At 51.5% G+C, this 22,818-nt stretch carries 19 protein-coding genes; 7 read left to right on the forward strand and 12 right to left on the reverse strand.

Annotation, left to right across the window (positions count from 1 at the left end; all coding sequences use genetic code 11):
• The first annotated feature begins 36 nt into the window (after positions 1-36).
• The 5 genes from trmA (at position 37) to QCB44_RS09460 (ending at position 4,631) form a co-directional block, all read left to right on the forward strand.
• Positions 37-1,131, forward strand: coding sequence for a tRNA (uridine(54)-C5)-methyltransferase TrmA (gene trmA / locus QCB44_RS09440; RefSeq protein WP_279409703.1), 1,095 nt, complete (start codon positions 37-39; stop codon positions 1,129-1,131).
• Positions 1,132-1,201: 70 nt separating this feature from the next.
• Positions 1,202-1,969 carry a sulfite exporter TauE/SafE family protein gene (locus QCB44_RS09445; RefSeq protein WP_279409704.1) on the forward strand — a complete coding sequence of 256 codons (768 nt, stop codon included), beginning with the start codon at positions 1,202-1,204 and terminating at the stop codon, positions 1,967-1,969.
• A 77-nt stretch (positions 1,970-2,046) separates the two neighbouring features.
• Entirely contained in the window at positions 2,047-2,718 is a 672-nt protein-coding gene (locus tag QCB44_RS09450) for an MOSC domain-containing protein (protein ID WP_279409705.1), read from the forward strand.
• A 222-nt stretch (positions 2,719-2,940) separates the two neighbouring features.
• Positions 2,941-3,699, forward strand: a complete 759-nt coding sequence (locus QCB44_RS09455; protein WP_279409791.1) for a tRNA 2-thiocytidine biosynthesis TtcA family protein — start codon at positions 2,941-2,943, stop codon at positions 3,697-3,699.
• 2 nt (positions 3,700-3,701) lie between these two features.
• Positions 3,702-4,631 (forward strand): lysophospholipid acyltransferase family protein, encoded by a 930-nt coding sequence (locus QCB44_RS09460; RefSeq protein WP_279409706.1) that lies wholly within the window; start codon positions 3,702-3,704, stop codon positions 4,629-4,631.
• Between the two features lie 10 nt (positions 4,632-4,641).
• On the opposite strand, the gene QCB44_RS09465 is transcribed toward QCB44_RS09460, so the two are convergent.
• The 10 genes from QCB44_RS09465 to def all read right to left on the reverse strand — a co-directional run bounded on the left by QCB44_RS09465 (position 4,642) and on the right by def (position 16,225).
• Positions 4,642-5,565, reverse strand: coding sequence for a DMT family transporter (locus tag QCB44_RS09465; RefSeq protein ID WP_279409707.1), 924 nt, complete (start codon positions 5,563-5,565; stop codon positions 4,642-4,644).
• Positions 5,566-5,573: 8 nt separating this feature from the next.
• Positions 5,574-6,179 carry a class I SAM-dependent methyltransferase gene (locus tag QCB44_RS09470; protein ID WP_279409708.1) on the reverse strand — a complete coding sequence of 202 codons (606 nt, stop codon included), beginning with the start codon at positions 6,177-6,179 and terminating at the stop codon, positions 5,574-5,576.
• 33 nt (positions 6,180-6,212) lie between these two features.
• Positions 6,213-7,664, reverse strand: a complete 1,452-nt coding sequence (locus tag QCB44_RS09475) for a TrkH family potassium uptake protein (protein WP_279409709.1) — start codon at positions 7,662-7,664, stop codon at positions 6,213-6,215.
• A 15-nt stretch (positions 7,665-7,679) separates the two neighbouring features.
• Positions 7,680-9,101 carry a Trk system potassium transporter TrkA gene (gene trkA, locus QCB44_RS09480; RefSeq protein WP_279409710.1) on the reverse strand — a complete coding sequence of 474 codons (1,422 nt, stop codon included), beginning with the start codon at positions 9,099-9,101 and terminating at the stop codon, positions 7,680-7,682.
• Between the two features lie 121 nt (positions 9,102-9,222).
• Entirely contained in the window at positions 9,223-10,569 is a 1,347-nt protein-coding gene (locus QCB44_RS09485; protein WP_279409711.1) for a sigma-54 dependent transcriptional regulator, read from the reverse strand.
• Positions 10,566-12,755 carry an ATP-binding protein gene (locus tag QCB44_RS09490; protein ID WP_279409712.1) on the reverse strand — a complete coding sequence of 730 codons (2,190 nt, stop codon included), beginning with the start codon at positions 12,753-12,755 and terminating at the stop codon, positions 10,566-10,568. Before QCB44_RS09490 ends, QCB44_RS09485 begins: the two co-directional genes overlap by 4 nt.
• On the reverse strand, positions 12,752-13,402 hold the full coding sequence (locus QCB44_RS09495; protein ID WP_279409713.1) for a DUF4390 domain-containing protein: 651 nt from the start codon (positions 13,400-13,402) through the stop codon (positions 12,752-12,754). Before QCB44_RS09495 ends, QCB44_RS09490 begins: the two co-directional genes overlap by 4 nt.
• A 1-nt stretch (position 13,403) precedes the next feature.
• Positions 13,404-14,768, reverse strand: coding sequence for a 16S rRNA (cytosine(967)-C(5))-methyltransferase RsmB (gene rsmB, locus QCB44_RS09500; protein ID WP_279409714.1), 1,365 nt, complete (start codon positions 14,766-14,768; stop codon positions 13,404-13,406).
• Positions 14,765-15,703 (reverse strand): methionyl-tRNA formyltransferase, encoded by a 939-nt coding sequence (gene fmt / locus QCB44_RS09505; RefSeq protein WP_279409715.1) that lies wholly within the window; start codon positions 15,701-15,703, stop codon positions 14,765-14,767. The genes rsmB and fmt overlap by 4 nt, the downstream gene beginning before the upstream one ends.
• A 6-nt stretch (positions 15,704-15,709) precedes the next feature.
• On the reverse strand, positions 15,710-16,225 hold the full coding sequence (gene def / locus QCB44_RS09510) for a peptide deformylase (protein WP_279409716.1): 516 nt from the start codon (positions 16,223-16,225) through the stop codon (positions 15,710-15,712).
• A gap of 48 nt (positions 16,226-16,273) precedes the next feature.
• Here def and dprA point away from each other — a divergent pair, with 48 nt between their 5' ends.
• Entirely contained in the window at positions 16,274-17,383 is a 1,110-nt protein-coding gene (dprA, locus tag QCB44_RS09515) for a DNA-processing protein DprA (RefSeq protein ID WP_279409717.1), read from the forward strand.
• A 34-nt stretch (positions 17,384-17,417) separates the two neighbouring features.
• On the opposite strand, the gene QCB44_RS09520 is transcribed toward dprA, so the two are convergent.
• Complete coding sequence (locus tag QCB44_RS09520; RefSeq protein ID WP_279409718.1) at positions 17,418-18,416, reverse strand: response regulator; 999 nt, start codon at positions 18,414-18,416, stop codon at positions 17,418-17,420.
• 172 nt (positions 18,417-18,588) lie between these two features.
• Between QCB44_RS09520 and topA the strand changes: the two genes are divergently transcribed.
• On the forward strand, positions 18,589-21,042 hold the full coding sequence (topA, locus tag QCB44_RS09525; RefSeq protein WP_279409719.1) for a type I DNA topoisomerase: 2,454 nt from the start codon (positions 18,589-18,591) through the stop codon (positions 21,040-21,042).
• Between the two features lie 60 nt (positions 21,043-21,102).
• Here the strand turns inward: topA and QCB44_RS09530 are convergent, their stop codons facing one another.
• Complete coding sequence (locus QCB44_RS09530; RefSeq protein ID WP_279409720.1) at positions 21,103-22,680, reverse strand: sensor domain-containing diguanylate cyclase; 1,578 nt, start codon at positions 22,678-22,680, stop codon at positions 21,103-21,105.
• Positions 22,681-22,818 lie beyond the last annotated feature (138 nt).

Consider the following 22,818-nt stretch of genomic DNA (forward strand, 5'->3'; position numbering starts at 1 on the left):
AGGCCAACCGAATGCCGTCAAAACTGGAATTTTTGCATGCTCTGCCAAGTTTTTCCCCAAGACTATCAATCTCAACTTGATGACAAAATTCAGCGTTTAACCGCGCTGTTGAATACCGATGCCCCGCTGTCCGTCTTTGCTTCCCCCAAACAGAACTACCGGGCACGTGCCGAATTCCGCGTGTGGCATGATGACGACTCAACCGATTACATTATGTTTAACCCGGAAACGCGGGAGAAGGTCAAGCTGGATGCCTGCCCGATGGCATTGAAAGCGATTGATGAACTGATGCCTCAACTGATGCGGGAAATTGTGGCGACGCCGGTGTTACGTTTGAAGTTGTTTCAAGTGGATTTCTTGGCCACCTTGAGCGGTGAGATGCTGGTGACATTGATTTACCGGCGTCCGATTGAAACCGATCAGGCCTGGTTGGAAGCCGCGGAGCGTTTAAAAGAGAGGCTGCCGATTAATCATATTATTGGGCGTGCCCGCAAGCAGAAAGTGGTGCTCGATCAGGACTATGTGGTGGAACAGCTGCAGGTGGATGGCAAAAGCTTCACTTATCAGCAGGTAGAGAACAGTTTCACGCAGCCTAATCCGTTTATGGCGCAGCCTATGTTAGGCTGGAGTCGACAGATGGCGGAACGCTATTTTGATGCAGATCGGGATTTGATTGAGCTGTACTGCGGTAACGGCCATTTTTCGATTGCCTTGGCCGAACGCTTTCGAAAAGTGCTCGCCACCGAGATTTCCAGAACCTCAGTGCAGTCGGCGCAGTTTAATATCGAAGCCAATGGCGTGCGCAATTTGACCATTCTCAAGATGGCGGCGGAAGAGGTGTCTGAAGCCTTGCAAGGCAAATCGTTTAACCGTCTCAAAGAGATCGATTTGGCCTCTTATGATTTTCAAACCATATTTGTCGATCCGCCGCGAGCCGGTTTGGATGATCTGACCCGCCAAATGGTGTGTGAATACGATTGGATTTTATATATCTCCTGCAACCCGGAGACGTTGGCGCGTGATTTGCAGCACATTGCCCAAACCCATGATGTGGTGGAAACCGCTCTGTTTGATCAGTTTCCGTACACCCACCACATCGAAAGTGGTGTATTGTTGAAACGTCGCGCTTAAAACTGTGTTAAAAATATCTTGATATGGGGGGTGTTCGTTTGAATCGTTACGAAATAAAAAGGAAAAACGGATGTTGTTAGCTTGGATTGGGGCACTGGTTATTGGAATTACGCTGGGATTGCTAGGGTCTGGCGGATCGATTTTAACGGTGCCGGTTCTGACGTATTTGGTTGGTCAGGAAACCAAGGTGGCGATTGCCGGGTCTTTGATGATTGTCGGTATCATCAGCGTTTTTTCTGCCATTCCGTATGCGCGTCAAAAGTTGGTGAAATGGCGCACGGTGGTACTGTTTGGGGTGCCGGGAATGATCGGGGCTTCGGCTGGGGCGTGGGCGGCTCATTTTGTCAGCGACGCTATTCAGATGCTGATTTTTGCCGCCTTGATGCTGATTGCGGCTTTTCTGATGTTTCGCCCGGTTAAACTGGACGACGCAAATCAGGAGCACGCCGAACGCGCCATGTACAAAATTGCCTTAGACGGTTTCATTGTGGGCGCGGTTACCGGGTTGGTCGGTGTCGGCGGCGGCTTTCTGATTATTCCGGCGTTGGTGCTCTTGGGAGGCTTGTCAATGCGCCTTGCAGTCGGCACCAGCTTGGTCATTATTGCGGTGAAATCGTTTGCCGGTTTTGTCAGCTACCTGCCGGTATTGCATGCGTTAAACTTGAACATCGATTGGACGGTGATCTGGATTTTTTCCGCGATTGGTGTGGTTGGCGGCTGGCTGGGGCACCAGATCAGTAGTAAAGTAAATCAAGAACAACTTAAAAAAGGCTTTGCTGTTTTCCTGGTACTGATGGGGGCGTTTATTCTGTATAAAAACGTTCCGGGGTTGTTGTAAGGTGCCTTTTCGTGCTGTTTTGTAGGCGATAAGAGAGCAGGCTGCCGTTGCGAATCACGCATTAAAGGAGAGGGGCAATGCGAGTCGAATCGGTGAATATAGGGCAAAGAGCCCGCAAAGTCTGGCAAGGCCAGGAGGTGTTTTCCGCAATCGATAAGGCGCCGGTTCATGGCTGGGTGCAACTTGGCCTTTTGGGATTCGAGGGCGATGAGCAGGCCGATGCCGAGCATGGCGGTGCGGATCGCGCGGTGTTTATTATGCCGGTAGAAAACTACCGCCGTTTCCACATTGATGCCCCTTATGGTTTTTTGGGAGAAAACCTGACGATTTCGGGGATTGATGCCGAGCAGGTTACCATAGGAAGCCGGTTGCGGGTGGGCAGCGCTCTGTTGGAAGTGAGTCAGCCGCATATGCCGTGTTGGCGGCTGGCGGAACAGGTCGCAGCGTTGCCGCATTGGAAAACGGCGGGAGAGTTTGTCAAAAGTTACTGTGAGAGCGGCCATGTCGGCTTTTATTGTCGCGTGTTGAAAGAAGGCCTGGTTAAGAAAGGGGATGGGGTGTCGCTTTTTGCAGCCCCCCAAGATCAGAGACCGACCTTTGAAACGGTGACGGTTCGCAATCTTTGCCTAGCCCGTGTGCATCCACAGCACCCCAAAAGCCGTCCTCTATTGCAAGCTGCGGTTCAGACCGAAGCGTTATCACAAAGCTGGAAAGAAGAGATTGCCGAGCAGTTGGCGCTTAATCAATAATCGCGTTTTCCCAGGTAATTTTTTCCAGGTCACTCCTCGCCATAACGGGGCTTTCTGTAAGCCGGTTAGGATTGTCTTGTTAAGCGGTGTAAAATACCGTCATTTCCATTCAGATTTCAGTTGCTAAACCAAGTAATGAAAGAAAACCAACAGCCCGAGCAGGCGACAAAGCTCACCAAAAAAGAACGCACCAAAGACTGGATTAAACCGCCTAAGGCGATTATGAAACCGGTCGGACGAGCGATGGCACAATTTAAAATGTTGCGCGACGGCGACCGGGTGTTGCTCGGCCTGTCCGGGGGTAAAGACTCCTTAACCCTGCTGGTGGTGCTTAAGCATTTGCAACGCCATGCGCCGATCAAGTTTGAGTTGGCCGCGTGTACCATTGATCCCGAAATTCCAGGGTTTGATCCCTCACCGTTAAAAGAGTGGTGTGCCAAAATGGAGGTGCCCTATTTTTACGAAACCGAAGATATGGTCGGCCTGGCGGAAGAGCGCATGAAAGGCGACTCGTTCTGCAGTTTCTGTGCTCGCCAGAAGCGCGGTATTTTGTATACGGTATGCCGTCGAGAAGGCTATAACGTTTTGGCCCTGGCACAGCATTTGGACGACCTGGCGGAGAGTTTCATTATGTCCGCCTTCAATGCCGGGCAGTTGCGCACGATGAAAGCGCACTATCTGAATGACGACGGTGACATTCGCATTATTCGCCCGCTGGTGCGTGTGCGTGAAAACCAGACGCGCGATTTTGCTGAATCGGCCGGACTTCCGGTGATTCCCGATAACTGTCCCGCTTGTTATGCCAAGCCGCAAGCGCGTGCCGACACCAAGGCACTGCTGTTGGGGCAGGAAAAGAAAAACAAACACTTGTATGCCAATTTGTGGACTGCAATGCAGCCGCTGATTGCCGATGACAATCACGACGGCCAAGCGGCCTTGTTGCAGGCAACTGAAGCGGAATCCGCGGAAGCAGAGAACTGATCATGGCCAAAAAGCAGCCGATCCAAAATGAACAGGCCTGGTTGGGCGCGACTCTAAAAGGGTTGATTGTTCTTTTCAGCTGGTTGCCGTTGCGTTTGAATCAGGGGATCGGGATCGCTATCGGTTATCTATTGTGGTGGATTCCTAACAGCAATCGCCGAGTCAGTGAAAAAAATCTCCAAGTCGCCTTTCCAAACCTCAGTGACGCACAGCGCAAGCAACTCCTGAAACGGAGTTTGCTGCATCTGGGCCAAGTGACGACCGAATTAGGGCCGGCTTGGCGCTGGCCGCAGTCAAAACTCTTGCCTTTGGTCAAGGAGGTGCGAGGCCAGGAGCTGATGGATGCGGCCGTCGCACAAGGCCGTGGCGTGTTGCTGCTCGCCCCGCATATCGGTGCTTGGGAAGTCAATGGCATGTATATGTCCGCTCTGCACCCTTCAACTTTTCTCTATCGCCCGCCGAATATTGCGTCAGTAGAGTCCTTTATGGTCAAGGCGCGCAGCCGTTATGGTGCCAAGCTGGCACCGACGGATGTTCGCGGCGTGCGTGACCTGATCAAGTCACTCAAGGCGAGCCACCTTTCGGCGATTCTGCCCGATCAAGATCCGGGAGAGCGTGGCGGGGTCTACGCGGCTTTTTTCGGGCGTCCGGCACGCACCATGACGCTGGTCTCCAAACTGATTCAGAAGTCGGACTGCGTGTTTCTGTTCGTGGTGATGGAGCGTCTGCCCAAGGGGCAGGGGTTTCGATTGCACTATCTGCCGGCGGAAGCGGAAGTCGCCAGTGACGATGAAAATGTCGCCGCTGCCGCCCTTAACCGCGGAGTGGAGGCCTGTATTGCCGTGGCACCGGAACAATATCTATGGTCTTACAAACGCTATCGTAAGCCGCCGCCGGGCGTTGAGGATATTTATAAAAGCTCAAAAAACTGAACAGGCCTGTTCAGTTTTGGGGAGTGCGTGTCGACGGCTTTGATGGGGAATAGGTTAAAAAGGTGACACCGCCAATCACCAATCCCAATCCGATGGCATGCCAGATGCCAAACGGTTCTTGTAAAATCCACACGGCTAGGACGATGGTCACCATTGGCCCCAGCGAACCGATGATACCCGTTTGTGCCGGACCGATGCGGGCGATGGCCTCACTGATCATAAAGCTGGGAATGACGGTACTGAACACCGCCAATAACGCCAACCACAACCAGGCCTGTTGAGAAACCTGAAGTGCGCTGAAATCAGCCAGCAAAGCATAGTGGGTGAGCACAAAAAGGCTGGAAATGGTCATGGCCAAACTGGTAAACCAGAGGCTGCCGACCCGATGAATCAGCTTCTTGCCGAACAGCACATAAAACGAAAAGCTCAGTGCGGCCAGAAACACCAGCAGTGTACCCAGCAGGGTTTGTTCTCCACTAAAACTCAACTCCTGGTAAAAGGCGACCCATAACCCTGAGTAAGTAATGACGAGAGAGAGCAAGATCTTGCGGGTCAGCGGAGTTTTGAAAAACAGGGCGCCCAGCAGAGCGACCCAAATCGGGTAGGTAAACAGGGTTAACCTTTCGAGCTGCGCCGAGATCATTTCCAGCCCTTTAAGATCGAGCCACGAAGAGAGGTAGTAGCCGATAAAGCCCAAAAAAGCGATTTGCAGCCATTTCCCTTGCACGATGGGAGCCTCTTGCTGTCGCCGCAGCCAGAGCATGATCGCAACATAGACCGGAAGCGCGATGGCCATACGCAGCATCAATACATCGTCGGTATTCAGGCCTTGCGCATAAGCGAGTTTGATAAAAATCGATTTTAGAGAAAACAGGGCGGTGCCGACAATAGCCAGCAGAAAACCGATTGCGGAAGCGGAAAGCCGGTCAGACATGAGCGAGTTTACGCTTTTTGTCCCACATACCAAGCGTATCGGTGGCGTAGCGGTTGTTCGGAAGCGTCGTTCTCATTTGGCAGCCAGCCTTCACCATAAACCCGAGTGTGCAGTTCTGGCCAGGCCTGATTGAATTCGCCGCTGTGAATGTAGAAATCGGGATTAGTTGGCGCATTCTCTTGAACCGGTGACAGAAAGGTCTGGTAATAGAGCAAACCGCCGGGCTTGAGGGCATCACGGATTTGCGGAAAAAGTTTGCGATCCAGGTAGCGACTGATCACGATGACATCAAATTGCTGATAGGGCAGAAGCATCTGTTCCAGATCGGTGATAAGGGGCTCAATCGGCAGTTGGTTTAGACTGGCCCAGTTATTCAATACCGTCAGGGCACTGTCGGAGATATCCCATGCTTGAGTTTTCAGGCCGCACTGTGCCAGAAAACGCGCATTCCCGCCCAAGCCACATGCCAGCTCCAAAGCCCGGCCCTTAAACGGCAGCAGACCGCTATGCTGTTTAAGCACAAAGCAGGGCTTGGCCGGTGTCTGTACGGTCGCGTCAGCGTATTTTTGATCCCATTTTTGAGCGGTAGCGGAAACAGCGGGCAGTTCAGACATAGTGCGATTTTCTCGGATTTTTTCTTAACGGGGTTATTTGCGCCAGAAGGCCGCGGTGAACAGCACCAGTAAGGTGAAAATTTCGAGACGTCCCAGCAGCATGGCAAAGGTTAGCACCCATTTTACCGGATCGCTCATGCTCTGATAGTTGGCGGCAACTTCGCCCAATCCCGGCCCCAGATTATTCATCATCGCGGCAATGGCTGAGAAGGCGGTGACCTGGTCGACACCAAGCGCCATGATGGTGAGCATCAGAATGGCGAAGGTGAAGGCGTAGACCGAGAAGAAGCCCCAGACCGCAGTCATGACTTTTTCCGGAATCGGCTTGCCATGAAGTTTGACCGGCATAATCGCATTGGGGTGAAGCAGGCCTTTGATTTCACGTGTTCCCTGTTTAAACAGCAAGACAAACCGGATCATTTTCATCCCCCCTGCCGTGGAACCGGCGCTGCCGCCAATGAAGCTGAGCATAATCAACAGCACGGGGATGAATACCGGCCATACCGAAAAGTCGGCATTGGCAAAGCCGGTGGTCGTGGCCAGTGAGACCGTCTGGAAGGCGCCATAACGGAAGGATTCTTCCAGGGTCGGGTAAACATCGTGCACATAGAGATACAGTGTCACCACCAGCGTGGCCAAAACGAGCAGGCCTGTATAGGCGCGGAATTCCGGGTCCCAGCGGTATGGCGATACGCTCAGGTGGCGGAAGGCGCTGAAGTGCAGCGCAAAGTTAATCCCGGAGAGAAACATGAAGAGAATAGCGACCATTTCCACCGAGGTGCTGTTGAAATAGCCGATGCTGGCATCGTGGGTGGAAAAGCCGCCGATGGCAACGGTGGAAAAGCTGTGGGCAAAGGCGTCAAACCAACTCATGCCGGCCATCCAGTAGCCGATGGCGCATGCCAGGGTTAATCCAAGGTAGAGATACCAGAGGGATTTGGCCGTTTCGGAAATGCGCGGGGCGATTTTGGTGTCTTTCATCGGACCCGGGGTCTCAGCACGGTATAGCTGCATGCCCCCGATGCCGAGCATGGGGAGGATGGCGACGGCCAAAACGATGATCCCCATGCCGCCCATCCATTGCAGCTGCTGACGATACCAGAGAATGGCGTGAGGCAGTTCGTCTAACCCCATTAACACGGTCGCCCCAGTGGTGGTCAGCCCGGAAAAGGACTCAAAAATGGCATCGGTCAGAGTCAGCGGCACTTCCTTTTCAATATAGAACGGCAGGGCCCCGACCAATCCCAGTACCGTCCAGAACATCACCACGACTAAAAAACCATCGCGGATTTTGAGGTCCTGTTTATGGTTGCGAATCGGATACCATAAAAACAGTCCAAGCAGAAATACGCCCATCATGACGCTGGAAAAGGCCAGAAAGGCGCCGTCACGGTAGATAATCGAGATGATGACCGGGGGTACCAGGCTGATACTGTATACCATCAGCAGCAGTCCGAATACTTTGGTGATGATCTTGGAATGCATGAGGGGTAAATGACCTTAAAAAGAACTGCTGACGGTTGGGTTGAGCCAGCTTTTTGAATCTTTAGGGGTAAACAGCTCTGCAATGGCCGGCGCACTTTGCGGGTCGGTCAAAAACAGAATGACATGGTCTTCGGCCTCGATCTCTACATCACGATGGGAGATGAGGACTTGGTCTTCGCGAATAATGCAGCCGACAGTAATGTCTTTTGGCCAGTCGATATCACCGATGCGTTGGCCGATTACCTTAGAGCTGTTTTCACTGCCATGGGCGATGACCTCCATGGTTTCGGCCGCACCGCGGCGTAAGGTGGCGGCCTGAACGGTGTCGCCCTGACGCATGTAGTGCAGTAGTTTACTGGTGGTGATCTGGTCGGCTGAGATAGCGACATCAATGCTGTTGAGCTGAATCAATTCGATGTAAGACTGGTTGTTCACCAGTGCGATGACGCGGCGTACGCCGAGTTTTTTTGCCAGCATGCCCGAGATGATATTGGCTTCATCGGAATTGGTGACCGCCACAAACAGATCGATTTCGTCGATGTTCTCTTCAAGCAACAGGTCCTTATCGGCAACATCACCATGAATAATGATGGTTTTTTCCAGTGTTTCGGCGACGGTTCGAGCCTGTTGGATATTATGGTCAATCAGTTTGACCTGATGCTTCTTCTCCAATTCCTGAGCGAGACTGAAACCGATATTTCCACCGCCGGCAATCATGATATTGCGCGATGGGCGCTCTTTATGGCGGCGCAACTCCTCCACAATTGCCGGGATGTGCTTGGGTTCAGCCAGGAAAAAGACCTCGTCATCCGGCTTGATCATGGCGTCGCCGGTTGGCATCACCACTTCGTCTTTACGATAGATAGCGACAATCCGCGTTTTGACCTCTTTTGGCAGGTAGTTCTTGAGTTCCTTGATCTTTTTATCGACCAGCAAGCTGCCTTTGTAGGCGCGCACTGCAATCAAACGAACTTTGCCCTCTGCAAAGTCGATAACCTGCAAAGAGCCAGGGTATTCGATGAGCTGCAGGATGTAATTGGTCACCAAGGTTTCCGGGCTGATTAAGACATCAATCGGCAGGGTATCGGTACTGTAACCGCGGCTAAACAGCTCGGGATGATCGAGGTAGGATCGGCTGCGGACTCGCGCAATTTTGGTTGGGGTTTTATGCAGGATATGGGCAATTTGGCAAGCCAGAATATTGGTTTCGTCGTTTTGAGTTGCAGCGATGAGCATGTCCGCTTCTTCAAGCCCCGCTTGTTCCAAAATGTCCGGATGAGAGGCATGGCCGCTGACGGTACGAATATCCAGGCGGTCCTGCAATCTTTGTAAGTGGGCGCGATCCAGATCGACGACGGTGACGTCGTTATTTTCGTTAGCCAGCAGTTCGGCCAATGAGGAGCCGACCTGTCCAGCCCCCAAGATGACAATATTCATAGGCTTATCGATTTGATTGGTTGATTAAATGCCGATGTAAATTTTATCTGCTTTCGACTCTATTTTAGGCTTTTTGTGCCGGTTGACGGATAAAAATCTGTCTGTTTTATCGCCAATCGGGCTAAAGTGGGTTTTTGGGGTCGATTCCGAGTGCTTTAAGTTTTCGGTACAGATTGGTTCGATCGACACCGGAGCGTTTGGCGGTTTCAGAAACATTGCCTCCCGTCTCCCGCAATAACTGGCTCAGATAGGCCTTTTCAAACTGGTCTTTCGCCTGTTTGAGATTCACACTGGTATCGACGCCAAGTCCAGCGGTTTCATTCTGTTCCGATTGGGTCAGGGCGGAACGAATCTCTTCATCGGTGACATCACCGTTGCCGAGAATCAACAGTTTCTGGATCAGGTTTTGCAGTTCGCGTAAGTTTCCCGGCCAACTGTACTGGCGCATGATGTTTTGTGCTGAGACGCTGAAATGGCGGTAGCCAAGGCCTTCGTGAGTCACGAATTGATTAATAAAATGTTCGATCAGGTCGGGAATGTCTTCGGTGTGTTGACGCAGGGCCGGAACTTGAATGGACATCACCTGAAGGCGCTGATAGAGATCATCCCGAAACTGTCCTTGCAGATGCACGGTTTCCAAACCGATCTTGCTCAAAGCGATGACGCGTAGATCCAGCTGAATGCATTCGGGCTGGGTTGCAATCTGAAAACAGTGGTTGAGAATCAGGTTGGAGAGCAAAGACTGACTGGCTTCATTGAGTTGATCTGCATCACTGATGACTAAGGTACCGCCGTCAATCTGGCGTAACTGGTTGAGCAAGGTGGTATCTGCATGCAGCGCATTTTCAACCAGGGCATTGAAATCGTTAGCGTAAAAAGTGAGCAGGCCTGCTTCTTTGCGATCGGAGGTCTTATGCACCGCCTTGGCAAAGTGCTTTTTCCCGCTGCCGGCTTCGCCGGTGATTAAAATCGGCATGCTGTATTTAGCCAAGCGTTCAACCGACTCTCTTAGAGAGCTCATGAGTTTGCTTTTGCCGATGGGTAAGATCTGTTCCGGCAGGGTCTGTTTAAGCTGACGGTTTTCCTGGTGCAGTCGAGTGTGTTGCAGAGCACGTTCGGCAATCACGATCAGCTTGGCAAGTGAAAGCGGCTTTTCAAGGAAATCATAGGCGCCGAGTTTGGTCGCTTCAATGGCGGTTTCGATGGTGCCGTGGCCGGACATCATCACAATGCTGGTCTGTTCCAGCAGCGGGTCGCTTTGCATCTCTTTAAGCAGTGTGATCCCGTCAATATCCGGCATCCAGACGTCAAGGAAGATGACATCAGGCACATTGCTTTTCCAGGCTTTTTTCGCCTGAACGCCGTTGGCGGCGGTTTCAATCTGGTAACCTTCTTCTTCAAATATTTCCTGCATCAGGCTGCGGATGTCTTTTTCGTCATCCACGATCAGAATTTTTCCCGCTTTCATTCCGTTGTGTCACCTAATAGAATCGGTAAATAAATTATAAAGCATGTTCCGTTGCCAGGCGCGGTTTCCACCGCAATTTGGCCGTTATGTTCTTCGACGATTTTACGCACAATGGCCAGACCCAGGCCAGTGCCTTTGGGTTTGTCGGTGGCATAGGGTTCAAAAATCCAGTTGCGCGCTTCTTCATCAATCCCCGGGCCATTGTCGCAGACTACGATCTTAAGTTCATTCGCTTCCGCTTCGCAGTCGGTGGTTAAGGTAATTTGGGGAGCGTCGCATTGCTCGGTCGCTTCAATGGCATTTTTGATCAGATTGTGGAACAGCTGGCGCAGTCGCGAAGGGTCGACCATCATCATTGGGCAGCGTTCATCCAGTTGCTGGGTGATGCGCCACGCCGCTTCAGGCCCTCGGTACATCAAGCTAATATCCTCAATCAGCTGATTGACGTTAGTTTGCCTTAACTGCAATTCCGGTGTGTTGGCATAATCCGAGAAGGCCTGTACCAGAGTTTGCATGGTGTTGACCTGCTCGATAATGGTATGGGTCATGCGTTCCAGTAGCGCCTGGTCTTCGGTTTGCAGTTTGCGATGCAATTTGTAATTAAGACGTTCGGCTGAAAGCTGAATCGGGGTCAAGGGGTTTTTGATCTCGTGCGCCAGGCGACGCGCAACATCACTCCACGCCGCATTTAACTGGGCCTGGACCAGTTCGGTAATGTCGTCGATGACGATAACAAATCCGCCCACCTTTTGATCAATGCTTGGCAGGGTTGAACCGTGGAAAAGCAGGATTTTCTGTCCCTGTTTGCAGGAGAACTTGTGTTGCATATTCCAGGGTTTGACGCTTTTGTCGAACATCGGTGCCACGTGATCGATGAGCTCTTTCAAATGACTGCTGTCTTCATATTCGTACAGCTCGTTTAGGCGTTTGCCGAGGTGGCGATTGAGGTCGGTGTTGAGAATCATTGCTGCGGCGTCATTGCAGGTTCGCAAACGTTTGTTCATATCGAAAGTGAGTACACCGCTGGTTAGATTCTGAATGATCGCTTGCAGGTAGAGTTTTTGTACTTCGGTCTGCTGGTGACCGATTTTGATGTCGTTACGTGCCTGGGCGATACGTTGGATCATGTCGTTGAAGGATTGAATCAGTGTGCCGAATTCGTCATCTCGTTCCACCGGCATTTTGATGCTGTAATCGCCTCGCGCGACGGCTGCGGTTCCCCGCGACAAGGTGCGCAGGGGGCGGGTGAGATTGTGTACCGCCTGAATCGTAAACAGCAAGGCGGTGACGATTGTCAGTAACAGGACCATGGAGAGCACCAGGGTAAAACTGGTGGTTAATGGCCCTTTCAGGTAAGAGAGTTCTTTGTACTGTCCGGAAGCGACCTTGACCGACTCAGCCAGTTCACTGATGCCGACCGGGATGTTGAAGATAACCTGTAGCGCATAGTTACCGTTGAGTTGCAGATCCGAGAACGGCACGATGACACGAATAATTTCTTGATTGTGGGTTGCGCCGGGAACGCTTTCGATCGCGGCATAGGTTTTTTTCTGACGAATCTGCTGGAAAAGGTTGTCGCCAGGTGGTACCGGTAAAATATCGGTCTCGTCCAGACTGCTGAAGGCAATCAGTTGCTGGTTGGAGTGGTAGAGCGCCACCTCTTGAGCATTGAGCCGGGTTCGCAGGGTACTGACTCCAATAAAAGGTGATGAGGCGAGCAGAGAGCGGTTTTCTTTAGCCACGCTTAAGGTAAGGTTAAGGCTGTCGATGGTCTTGTTGTCGAGAATGGTACGCACCAAAGTAGCGGCATTTTCCAGTGCCGTTTCGGTTTTGACGTCAAACCACTGATTGAGTCCCTGATGAATGAAATTTAGCGCAAAGTAGAAAATGATGGCTGCCGGGATGCCTAGCAAGAGGGTGAAAATGGCGGTAATCCTCAGCGTTAATTTGATGCCGGAACTGCGATGTAGATAGCGTTTGCGCAACGTCCATAGAGTGCGCCCAAGCATGAACAGGAGTACACTGATACCGGCAAAAGTAAAGAAGAGCAGGCTCGAATAGGCTTCGGCAAATTCCGAGGCGTTCTGCAAGATCTGACTCATCATAATCAGCGCAATCAGTAGGGCGCTGGAGAGCAGTACCAGCCAGCCATATTGTTTAATCAGTCGCCACTTGCTTCCTTTCATAACCAACTCTTTGGGGTGTATAAGGTGGTTTCAAACCAGTCACTGTCGAGTTGCCACTCCGGGTTGAACAGCGCATTTAAAATCATCGGTGCCGGCAAACGCCAATAATTCAGACGAATTCTCAGTTTGAGCGTGTATTTCTGTCCCGGGTGCAGTTCAGACAGGGAGAGGACCGGGAACGCAGCCAGTGTGCCGAGTGTGGCTAACGCTTTGTTTAAACTGGAAAAGTGCTGGCGGTTCTGGTTGCGCTGGTTTTCCAGTGTATAGCGATTATGGAACGAAGAGTAGCTCAACTGGGTTTGATAGCGAATGTTGACGCGCTCCCGGTCGTATTTAATGCCGATCAGGCGTTGATGTTCAGTAAAAATGATTTCAGTTTCGAAGGTCAAGGGGATTTCATTGTAAATGGCGTCAATCAAGGCTTGGGGAAGGTGAAACTGGGTTTGCGAGTCAAACAGCAGCTGTTCGTTTTCCTGGTAATCGGTGACTTGCATAATGCGAATCTCATCAGAAGCCATGGCAGGCTGCCAGATGAGCAAGATCAGAAAAGTGAACAGGCCTGTCCAGTTCAGAGCCGGTTTTAGCCGCTGCTTATCGGTTTGGCGGCAAAGCGGCATGGAGGGGTTCGCCTGCAACGCCAATGCCATTTTAGTGGGCCTCTGCTGGGTCGGTTTTGCCGAGCAGACAGTAGAAGAAACCGTCCATACCGTTTTCTCCGGGGAGAATTTGGCGTCCCGGTGAGGTGTCAAAGGTCAGTCCCCAGGTCGCATCGATAGGAATCACACGAGCACTCTTTTCCTGTTGCAGAAATTGCTGCATCTGCAGGGTATTTTCCTGCGGCAAGACCGAACAGGTCGCATAAAGCAGTTGTCCACCGGGTTTTAACAGCGGCCACAGAGCTTTGAGAATCGCGGCTTGCGTCATAACCAGTTGCTCAATGTCCTCTTCGGTACGATGCCATTTGATGTCCGGATGGCGGCGAATAATCCCGGTCGCCGAGCAGGGGGCGTCGAGCAGGATTTTGTCAAACAGTTCGCCGTTCCACCAGTCATCCGGTTGCGAAGCATCGCCGACCTGATAGTCAGCCTGCAGCTCCAAACGGTGCAAGTTTTCAGCCAAACGCTCAATGCGTTCCACCTCTTTTTCCAATGCAAAGACGCGGGCTTGGTTATTGGAGAGTTCCAAAAGGTGGGTGGTTTTTCCTCCGGGTGCGGCGCAGGCGTCCAGAATGTGTTCATTGGCCTTTGGCTGTAACAGGTAAGCGGCCTGCTGTGCCGCCGGATCTTGAACGCTGAAGGCACCTTCGTCATAACCGGGAAACTGGGTGACGTCGCCGCTTTTCTCTAATACCAGTGCTTGGGATGCATGCGGATGCGGGGTGCTTTCTATCTCCTGTTCGGCAAACGCTTGTTGTAGTGTTTTCAAGCTGGTTTGCAGAGGGTTGATGCGAAGGGTCAAAGGGGCGGGCTGATTATTGGCTTCAAGGATCGCTTCCCATTGCTGCGGGTAGGCCTTGCGCAGGGTGCGCACCAACCATTGCGGATGCGATGTGCGGTGAGCCGGCTTGACATCCACGGCATCGCATATCGCCTGCTGTTCACGGATGAAGCGACGCAGCACGCCGTTGACCAGTCCTTTGGCCCAGGGTTTTTTGAGCGATTGGGTCAGGCTGACGGTTTCCGAAACTGCCGCATGTTCGGCGGTCTCCATATAGAGCAGCTGATAGAGTCCAAGGAGAATCAGTTGGTTGATGTCTTCGTCTTTGGCTTTGAGAGGCTTGTTGAGAAGCTGATCGCGAATCGCCGCCAAGCGGGCTTGCCAGCGTAATGTTCCCATAATCAGGTTCTGGGCAAAGCTGCGTTCGCGGCGGTCTTCCAATTGCGCCAGAGCTGGAGGGAGCGCGTGGCTCAGCGAACGTCCCTCTTCCATGACCGCTAAACACACACGCAGGGCAATCAGTCGACTGAGTGTAGCGCGTCCCTGATTGGCCGTTTTGATTGGGACTGAACTCATCCGAAATGACGTCCTGTGAGAGCACGTGATTGGCCGAAATCGTAGGCATGCATCGTCTTTTTACCGGCTGGCTGTACTTCCGTTAGCCAGATCGGTATCGTGCTCGTAGCAACCAGAATGCCTTGCTTTTCAACCTTAAGAACCGTGCCGGCAGCATCACTGTCGGTGCGATCGGAAACACGGGCCTGCAGGATGCGCAATGGTTTGCCTTCAAGCTGGGTAAAGGCAACCGGCCACGGATTGAATGCCTGGATGCGACGCACCAACTGTTCAGCGGGCTGGTTCCAATCAATTTCAGCCTCGGCTTTGCTTAATTTATGCGCGTAGGTGACTTGCGATTCATCCTGCTGTTGCGGTTTGAGCAGGCCTGCTTGAAGCTGATTCAGGGTGGCCATTAAGGCTTCAGAACCGAGTGTGCTCAAACGGTCATGCAGGGTCTGCGCGCTGTCGTCTTCGGTAATCGCTGTGGTGACCTTGTAGAGCATGTCGCCGGTATCCAGTCCAACGTCCATCTGCATAATGGTGACGCCGGTTTCAGCATCGCCAGCTTCTATGGCGCGCTGAATCGGCGCCGCGCCGCGCCAGCGCGGTAACAAAGAGGCGTGAATGTTGAGGCAGCCGTATTTCGGGGTGTTAAGCACCGTTTCGGGCAAGATTAGGCCGTAAGCGACGACGATCATAATGTCAGCGTTCAAATCGGCAAGCTGCTGCTGTGCTTCGGTATCGCGCAACGATTCCGGTTGGAATACCGGAATCTCATGTTGTAACGCCAGCTGTTTCACAGGACTGGCGGTGAGTTTGCGCCCTCGTCCGGCAGGGCGATCCGGTTGGGTATAAACGGCAATGACGTCGTGCCCGGAGTCAATCAGCGCCTGCAGAGGGGCGACAGAAAACTCCGGCGTACCGGCAAAAATCACTCTTAAAGGTGCGCTCATGCTCGATCAGTGCTCCTCTTGCGCTTGTTCTTGCTGTAACTTGCGGAACTTTTGCAGGGCTCGCGTCCGCTTCAGACCGGAAAGATGGTCAATAAACAGTTTGCCGTTCAGGTGGTCGATTTCGTGTTGAATGCAGACGGCGAGCAGATCGTTGGCTTCCAGTTCGACGATGTTGCCGTCACGGTCCATGCCGCGGACCAGAATGTCGCTTGGGCGCTCGACTTTTGCATAGACGCCGGGCAGAGAGAGGCAGCCCTCTTCCCAGGTAATGTGGCCGGCGCTCTTAATAATTTCCGGATTGATCAGCGCGATCGGTTGGTCTTTGCTTTCCGATACGTCAACCACAATCACTCGTTCTTGCACCGCCACTTGCGGAGCGGCCAGGCCGATACCCGGCGCGTCGTACATGGTATAAAACATGTCGTCGATTAACTTATCAAGCTCGTCGGTCATTTCTGGAACCGGAGCGCAGACTTCTCTAAGCCCCTCTTCGGGATAGAGAACAATATCGAGTTTTTCCATAGCGTCGTATATACTTAATTACTCTTATTACTTCTATTATATCTGACTATGTCAAGTTTTGCTGATCTGCCCACGCTGCTGCCGTTTCATTTCAGCCACTTCTCGGTTAAACAGCTGCAATCGGTTCAAACGCATTTTGGTTCTTTGCAGGCTGCACGTCATGCAGGGCGATCCGAATGGCTGGCTACCGGTTTGGCGCGTGAAAAACAGCTGGATCAACTCCTGAATCATGAGATGGAGCGTTGGGTCGACGAGGCGTTAAGCTGGGCGCAAAATGACGCTCATGCCTTGCTCGTCATGGGGGATGAAGAATATCCGCCGAGTCTTGCCGAGATTGAGGATGCGCCGCCTCTGCTGTGGGTGCGCGGCCGGTATGAATTGTTGCAAGACCCTCAGTTGGCGATTGTCGGTAGCCGGCACGCCTCACGGCAAGGCGTCAATACCGCCAAAGACTTTGCCCGGCATCTCTCTGAGCAAGGTCTGACCATCACCAGTGGCTTGGCGTTGGGGATTGATACCGCCGCCCATGAAGGAGGTCTGCTGGGAATCGGCAAAACGGTTGCGGTGGTCGCGACCGGACTGGATCGCGTCTATCCGGCCGCGAATAAAGCGCTGGCTCACCAAATTGCCGAAGAGGGTGCTCTGGTATCGGAGTTTCCTTTAGGAACCAAGCCGATGGCGTATCATTTTCCGAAACGTAATCGCATTATCAGTGGTTTGAGTTTGGGGACCTTGGTGGTGGAGGCGGCCTTACAGAGCGGTTCTTTAATTACCGCCAGAACCGCGCTGGAGCAAGGGCGTGAAGTGTTTGCGGTGCCAGGTTCCATTCATAATCCACAGGCCAAGGGGTGTCATCAGCTGATCCGCCAAGGGGCGAAACTGGTTGAGTGCGGTCAGGATGTTTTGGAAGAGCTGGCTCCGAAAATCCAATTTTCATCAATGCCTTCGGGCGCGATTACAGAGCGTGAAGAGAGTGGTAGTCAAAACAGAGTGGAAAGTGGCATTTTACGTTTTGTGGAATACGATCCAATCAGTTTGGATGAGCTGGTCGTGATCAGCAAAATGCCGGTTTCAGAGATACAAAGTCAGATGTTAATGCTGGAGTTGTCCGGTGAGGTTGAAGCCTTGTCGGGTGCGCGCTGGCGTCGTTTAAAGTAAGGTAACCGTCCCCCTGTTTTTTCAGTGGCGGGGGTTAATGCACTTGAGTGGACGCTTTCGAATTCAGATTGATGACACAGGTGACTTTACGGCCATTTTCTGAAAACGAAAGACGGTCGAAACAGAGTTGATTTGCGAGCATAATCCCGCGTCCGTGAGCATCCGTCATCCGCGTGATGGAGAAGTCCAGATAAGGCGTGTAATCAAATCCTTTGCCCATGTCGGTGATACTGACTTCCAGTTGCTGGTTTTTTCGTTGCCATTCGAGCTGTACACTTTTGTGTCGATTTTCCGGTAGAGACAGGCGACGACCAATTTCTGACTGTAGCCGCTCTTGCGAAATTAAACGGCTTTTTTCTTCATAACCGATTCCAAGATTACCGTGTTCAATGGCATTTAGCATTAATTCAAACAGTCCCAGGCTGATCTTTTGCGGTTCAGGCGTTTGCAGTGCGATCATGCTGGACAGGTAGCGTGCCTGCTCGAGGGTTTGAAAACGAAAGCGCGCCTGTTCCATGAGTTCGCAGGTGTGAGTCACCAATGGAGCTTGTGCATTAATGCTTAGATGGTGATGACTCTGAATGGCCGCGTCGACAATGGAGGTCAGTTGGCCCTTTTTAAAGGGCTTCAGCAGATAGTAAAATGCGCCTGCTTCCAAACCGCGCTGAATGTCTTCGGTGCGGTTGGCCGAGGTTTGTAGCACCACCGGTATGGTGTGGTATTGGTCGCTGGATTTGAGTTCTTTCAGCAGTGTGATGCCATCTTTACGAGGCATGTGGTAGTCGAGAATCACCGCACTGAAATAGTCTGGGCTGTGTTCGAGGATCTGTTCTAGGGCCTCCTGTCCGTCTTGTGCTGTTTGGGTCTCATAGCGCTCGGGATCAAAGAAAGCGTTCATCAATGCCAGGTTGGTCGGATCATCGTCTACCAATAACAAGCGGCGTTTGGAAGGGAAAGAGGGGGGCATGATTTGTAACGGCTCCGCTTGTTTAAAGTAAAGGTGAACAGGAAAAGAATCGACGATCATTTTCATTATATGTCTAAGTAAAATCGTCTACCAGAAATAATGGTTCCCGGAGACTGTACGGGTAATTCTGATATTTTTCGTTTGCAAAACACAGACTTTTTATGCACCCTGTTAAAAACATCTATAATGCACCGATAAAAATTTTGTGCTTTAAACTAAATCAGAGATCGACAACGAAATGACAAATTTGGTGATCGTGGAGTCCCCGGCAAAAGCCAAGACCATTGAAAAATATCTGGGTAAAGATTTTACCGTGCGCTCCAGCTATGGCCACATTCGCGACATTCAGAAAAAAGGTATGGGGATTGACCTGGAAAACGGGTTTGTACCGAATTATGAGATATCTGCGGATAAAAAGAAGACCGTAAGTGAGCTCAAAAAACTGACCAAAACAGCAGATGCGGTTTGGCTGGCAACGGATGAGGACCGCGAGGGGGAGGCGATTGCCTGGCACCTTGCGGAAGCCCTAAATTTGGATGTGAACACCACCAAGCGTATCGTCTTCCATGAGATTACCAAGCCGGCGATTCAGCAAGCCATTGCCGAGCCGCGTACCGTGGATATGGATTTGGTGAATGCGCAACAGGCGCGACGTATTCTTGATCGCATAGTGGGCTTTGAGCTGTCACCGATTCTGTGGAAAAAAATTCGCACAGGCCTGTCCGCCGGGCGAGTGCAATCGGTAGCGGTACGCTTGATTGTGGAACGTGAACGTGAAATTGAAGCCTTTGAATCCAACTTTGTCTTCCGTGTACAGGGGGGGCTGGAGCTGCTGGATGAGCAGGGGCAGGCCTGTGGAAATCTGGACGTGAAACGCACCGCAACGTTTGACACCGAAGCGGAAGCAACCGAGTTTTTACAAGCTGTGGCTCAGGCGAATTTAAGCGTTCTTTCTCTTGAGGAAAAGCCGGCCAAACGCAGCCCAAAAGCGCCGTTTACCACTTCGACATTACAGCAGGAGGCGGCTTCTAAGCTTGGTTTTTCGGTGAAGCAAACAATGATGATTGCGCAACGTTTGTATGAATCCGGAAAAATCACCTATATGCGTACCGACTCGGTGAATCTTTCCGAGTTGGCGATCGAGCAGGCCAAAAATGTCATTTGTGCCGATTATGGCAGTGAATATAGCGAGCCTCGTCGCTATCAAACCAAAAATGCCGATGCGCAAGAGGCGCACGAAGCCATTCGTCCCACCGATTTTAGTATGAAAATGGTCGAAGGTGAGCGCAATGAACAACGTCTATACCAGTTGATTTGGCGTCGTGCGATTGCATCGCAAATGGCGGAAGCCAAGTTGAAACGCACGACAGTCGAAATCGGCATTGACAGTCTACCGGGTGATAAGCTTTCAGCCAGGGGGGAAGTGGTGACCTTCGACGGTTTTTTGAAAGTGTATGACCTGGATCCGTCGGACGACAGTGGTTTGCTGCCGCCTATGCATGTGGGGCAGGCGTTGCGTGTGGCCGAACTCTCGGCGCGCCAGAGTTTTTCGCGCCCGCCGGCACGTTATAACGAAGCCAGTCTGGTACGAACGCTCGAAGAGATGGGGATTGGACGTCCTTCGACCTATGCGCCGACCATTGATACGATTCAACAGCGCGGTTATGTGGTCAAAGAGGATCGTGAAGGCCAAGAGCGGGAGTATCGTCAGATTGTGCTCAAGTCAGGTCAAGTCAGTGCTGAAACGTTGACCGAAATGGCAGGGAGTGAGAAGAATAAGCTTTTCCCGACGGATATCGCCGGGATTGTGACCAACTTTCTGGTGAAGCATTTTGGAGAGATTCTCGATTATCAATTTACTGCGAAGGTTGAGGATAAATTTGATAACATCGCCCAAGGTAAAGTGCAATGGCAAGCGATGTTGGATGAGTTTTACCATCAGTTTCATCCGAAAGTGGTTTCGGCGGAAGATGTTTCCCGTGAAGAAGCCGGTCAGGCACGCTTCCTGGGCGAACACCCTAAAAGTGGCAAGCCGGTGTACGTCAAGATCGGTCGCTTTGGGCCTTATGTCCAGTTGGGGGATGGCGAAGGTGATGAGAAGCCAAGCTTTGCCAGTCTGATGCCGGGGCAGAAAATGGATGTGATCACCCTTGATCAAGCGCTTGAGCTGTTCAAACTGCCGCGTGAGGTCGGGGAAATGCCTGAAAGTTTCCGCGCTGAAGCCGTAGATGGCAGTGTGTTTGAAGTGCAAAAGGGGCAGAAGATTGTTGCCAAGCAGGGGCCGTTCGGTCCCTATCTCGAATACGGCCCCAAACAATATGCGCCAATCAAAGGGTTCGATCCGTTGAGTATTGAGCTGGAAGATGCGGTTGCGTTGATTGAGGCCAAAATTCAGGCGGATGCGGATAAGATCGTGAAAACTTTTCCTGGTACGGATGTGAAAATTTTGAAGGGTCGCTGGGGGCCGTATATCACGGATTTGGTAACCAAAAAGAACGCCAAGATTGCCAAAGATGAAGATCCGTTAGCCTTAACGCTGGAAGAGTGTCAGAAACGATTGGACGAGGCGCCGGAGCCGAAAAAACGCGGGCGTGCCGCAGCCAAGAAAGCCCCTGCTAAAAAGACGGCGGCAAAGAAAACCGCTAAAACGGCTGCTAAAAAAACGACCACTAAGCGCAAAGCCTCCAAGTAGAAACGGTTTTTGATAAAGTTAGCGGGCCTGTCGGCTTTATCTGTCGTGTTGGCTGCGTATTTAGCGGTGCGGTGTTTCGAGTTTGAGCTCAGCTTGTGAGAGCTGGCAAAACTCTCGATAGTGTCCCTTGCCATTGCGTTTGGCTTCATACATGGCCGTATCTGCGGCCTTAAGCAGCGTTTTTCGATTATCTGCATCTTCGGGGAAGCGGGCAATGCCAATACTGGATCCAACCTGAATCGTATGATTTTGGATCTTAAATGGTTCGCTTAGTTTTTGAGTGATGTTTTGGGCGATCAGCTCAAGATTTTGTGTTGAAGCGTCTTCATTGGTGGGAAGGTATGGAGTTGGATAAAAGGCGACGAACTCATCTCCTCCGACTCGTGCTGCCAGTGCATTTTCAGGCAGTTCTTGTTGAATGACTTTTCCAATCGCGTTTAAAAGCTGATCTCCGATATCGTGTCCAAGTGTATCGTTTACCGGCTTGAAGTTGTCCAAGTCGAGAAACAGCAAAGTGATTGGGTGGCGTTCTTGGATGACGTTTTCCAGGGACTGGTAGAGTTTATTGCGATTCGCTAAGCCGGTCACACTGTCGATATTTGCCAAGTCGTCGAGCGCTTTTTGCGTGCGTTTAAGGTCGGTAATATCACTTTGCACCAGACTGTAATGGGTTTGCTGCGTTGTCTCATGAAACAGTTTGCTGACGGTGACCATGCTGGCAAGCTTTAAGTTGCCCGCCTCATCCAGCAGACTCAGTTCGCCTCGCCAGCTGCCGTGTTGTTTCAGATCCTTGATCAAACGTTCAGCCGCTTCCGGCTGCAATTTGCGTAGCAGGCCGGGCAGTGTTTCTTGATGAATGTGTTCCCGTTCAATGCCTAGAACACGGCTTAGTGCCAGGTTGCAACGAATAATCTTGAATTGCTCGTCTGCAATTGCGATGCCCTCCGAAGAGTGCTCAATGATGGTGGCATCCAACTCCAATTCCGCTTCAATCCATTTCTGTTCACTGACATCCAGACGGATGGATGACAGCTTTTCAATTTCACCACTTGCGTTATAAAAAATTTGCCCTTTGTCGTGCACCCAAAGATAGTGGCCGTCTTCGTGGCGTACCCGGTGGGTACATTCAAAGTGGCGCTGTTCTCCACTGAGCATTTTCAGTAGCCGCTGCTGAACCGCTTGCTGGTCTTTAGGGTGGATGCGGTTTTGCAAATCGTGAAGATTGTTGAGATTGGTATCGGAAGGTAATCCCAGGAGGTTTTTCCATTGGGGAGAAAAGCGCGCTTTATTGTGTTTAACATCCCATTCCCAATAGGCGATCTGGTCACTTTGCATCAGCGTTTTGAACGTGTTGTCTTCGCAATCGTGCTGTCTTTTAAGTTGTTTGATCTGGGATTGATGGTTTGCTTGCTGCTCAATGAGTTGTGTCTGTAAAAGCTTGTTTTGGCGGGTTTGTTTAAACATCATTAGCAGCAGCAGTGCCAGCAAAACCCAGATGGCTTGGGAGAGGGTGAGCGGAAGCCAGTGTATCAGTGGTTGTAAGGCAGGCATGGTTGGTGCAAGTGATAGTATCAGCAATACTCCCCAAATGGAGAGGATCAAGGTGCGATCAGGTAGAGCTCTAAGAAGGGTTTGCATGCAGGATACTGAAACTTATGGTTTGATCTGAGTCGCGATTATAACGATAAGATCACCGCTAAGTGATTGATTTTGACTAGAGGGGTATAAGCAAAATTTTGAAAATAAAAAGGTGCTGCAAAATCTCAAGGAAGTCAT

This window comes from Thiomicrorhabdus sp. zzn3, from assembly GCF_029767755.1.
GTDB lineage: Bacteria > Pseudomonadota > Gammaproteobacteria > Thiomicrospirales > Thiomicrospiraceae > Thiomicrorhabdus.

Coding starts and splice junctions, on each gene's coding strand:
- trmA (WP_279409703.1), top strand. CDS start 37: ATGCTCTGCCAAGTTTTTCCCCAAGACTATCAATCTCAACTTGATGAC.
- QCB44_RS09445 (WP_279409704.1), top strand. CDS start 1,202: ATGTTGTTAGCTTGGATTGGGGCACTGGTTATTGGAATTACGCTGGGA.
- QCB44_RS09450 (WP_279409705.1), top strand. CDS start 2,047: ATGCGAGTCGAATCGGTGAATATAGGGCAAAGAGCCCGCAAAGTCTGG.
- QCB44_RS09455 (WP_279409791.1), top strand. CDS start 2,941: ATGAAACCGGTCGGACGAGCGATGGCACAATTTAAAATGTTGCGCGAC.
- QCB44_RS09460 (WP_279409706.1), top strand. CDS start 3,702: ATGGCCAAAAAGCAGCCGATCCAAAATGAACAGGCCTGGTTGGGCGCG.
- QCB44_RS09465 (WP_279409707.1), bottom strand. CDS start 5,565: ATGTCTGACCGGCTTTCCGCTTCCGCAATCGGTTTTCTGCTGGCTATT.
- QCB44_RS09470 (WP_279409708.1), bottom strand. CDS start 6,179: ATGTCTGAACTGCCCGCTGTTTCCGCTACCGCTCAAAAATGGGATCAA.
- QCB44_RS09475 (WP_279409709.1), bottom strand. CDS start 7,664: ATGCATTCCAAGATCATCACCAAAGTATTCGGACTGCTGCTGATGGTA.
- trkA (WP_279409710.1), bottom strand. CDS start 9,101: ATGAATATTGTCATCTTGGGGGCTGGACAGGTCGGCTCCTCATTGGCC.
- QCB44_RS09485 (WP_279409711.1), bottom strand. CDS start 10,569: ATGAAAGCGGGAAAAATTCTGATCGTGGATGACGAAAAAGACATCCGC.
- QCB44_RS09490 (WP_279409712.1), bottom strand. CDS start 12,755: ATGAAAGGAAGCAAGTGGCGACTGATTAAACAATATGGCTGGCTGGTA.
- QCB44_RS09495 (WP_279409713.1), bottom strand. CDS start 13,402: ATGGCATTGGCGTTGCAGGCGAACCCCTCCATGCCGCTTTGCCGCCAA.
- rsmB (WP_279409714.1), bottom strand. CDS start 14,768: ATGAGTTCAGTCCCAATCAAAACGGCCAATCAGGGACGCGCTACACTC.
- fmt (WP_279409715.1), bottom strand. CDS start 15,703: ATGAGCGCACCTTTAAGAGTGATTTTTGCCGGTACGCCGGAGTTTTCT.
- def (WP_279409716.1), bottom strand. CDS start 16,225: ATGGAAAAACTCGATATTGTTCTCTATCCCGAAGAGGGGCTTAGAGAA.
- dprA (WP_279409717.1), top strand. CDS start 16,274: ATGTCAAGTTTTGCTGATCTGCCCACGCTGCTGCCGTTTCATTTCAGC.
- QCB44_RS09520 (WP_279409718.1), bottom strand. CDS start 18,416: ATGAAAATGATCGTCGATTCTTTTCCTGTTCACCTTTACTTTAAACAA.
- topA (WP_279409719.1), top strand. CDS start 18,589: ATGACAAATTTGGTGATCGTGGAGTCCCCGGCAAAAGCCAAGACCATT.
- QCB44_RS09530 (WP_279409720.1), bottom strand. CDS start 22,680: ATGCAAACCCTTCTTAGAGCTCTACCTGATCGCACCTTGATCCTCTCC.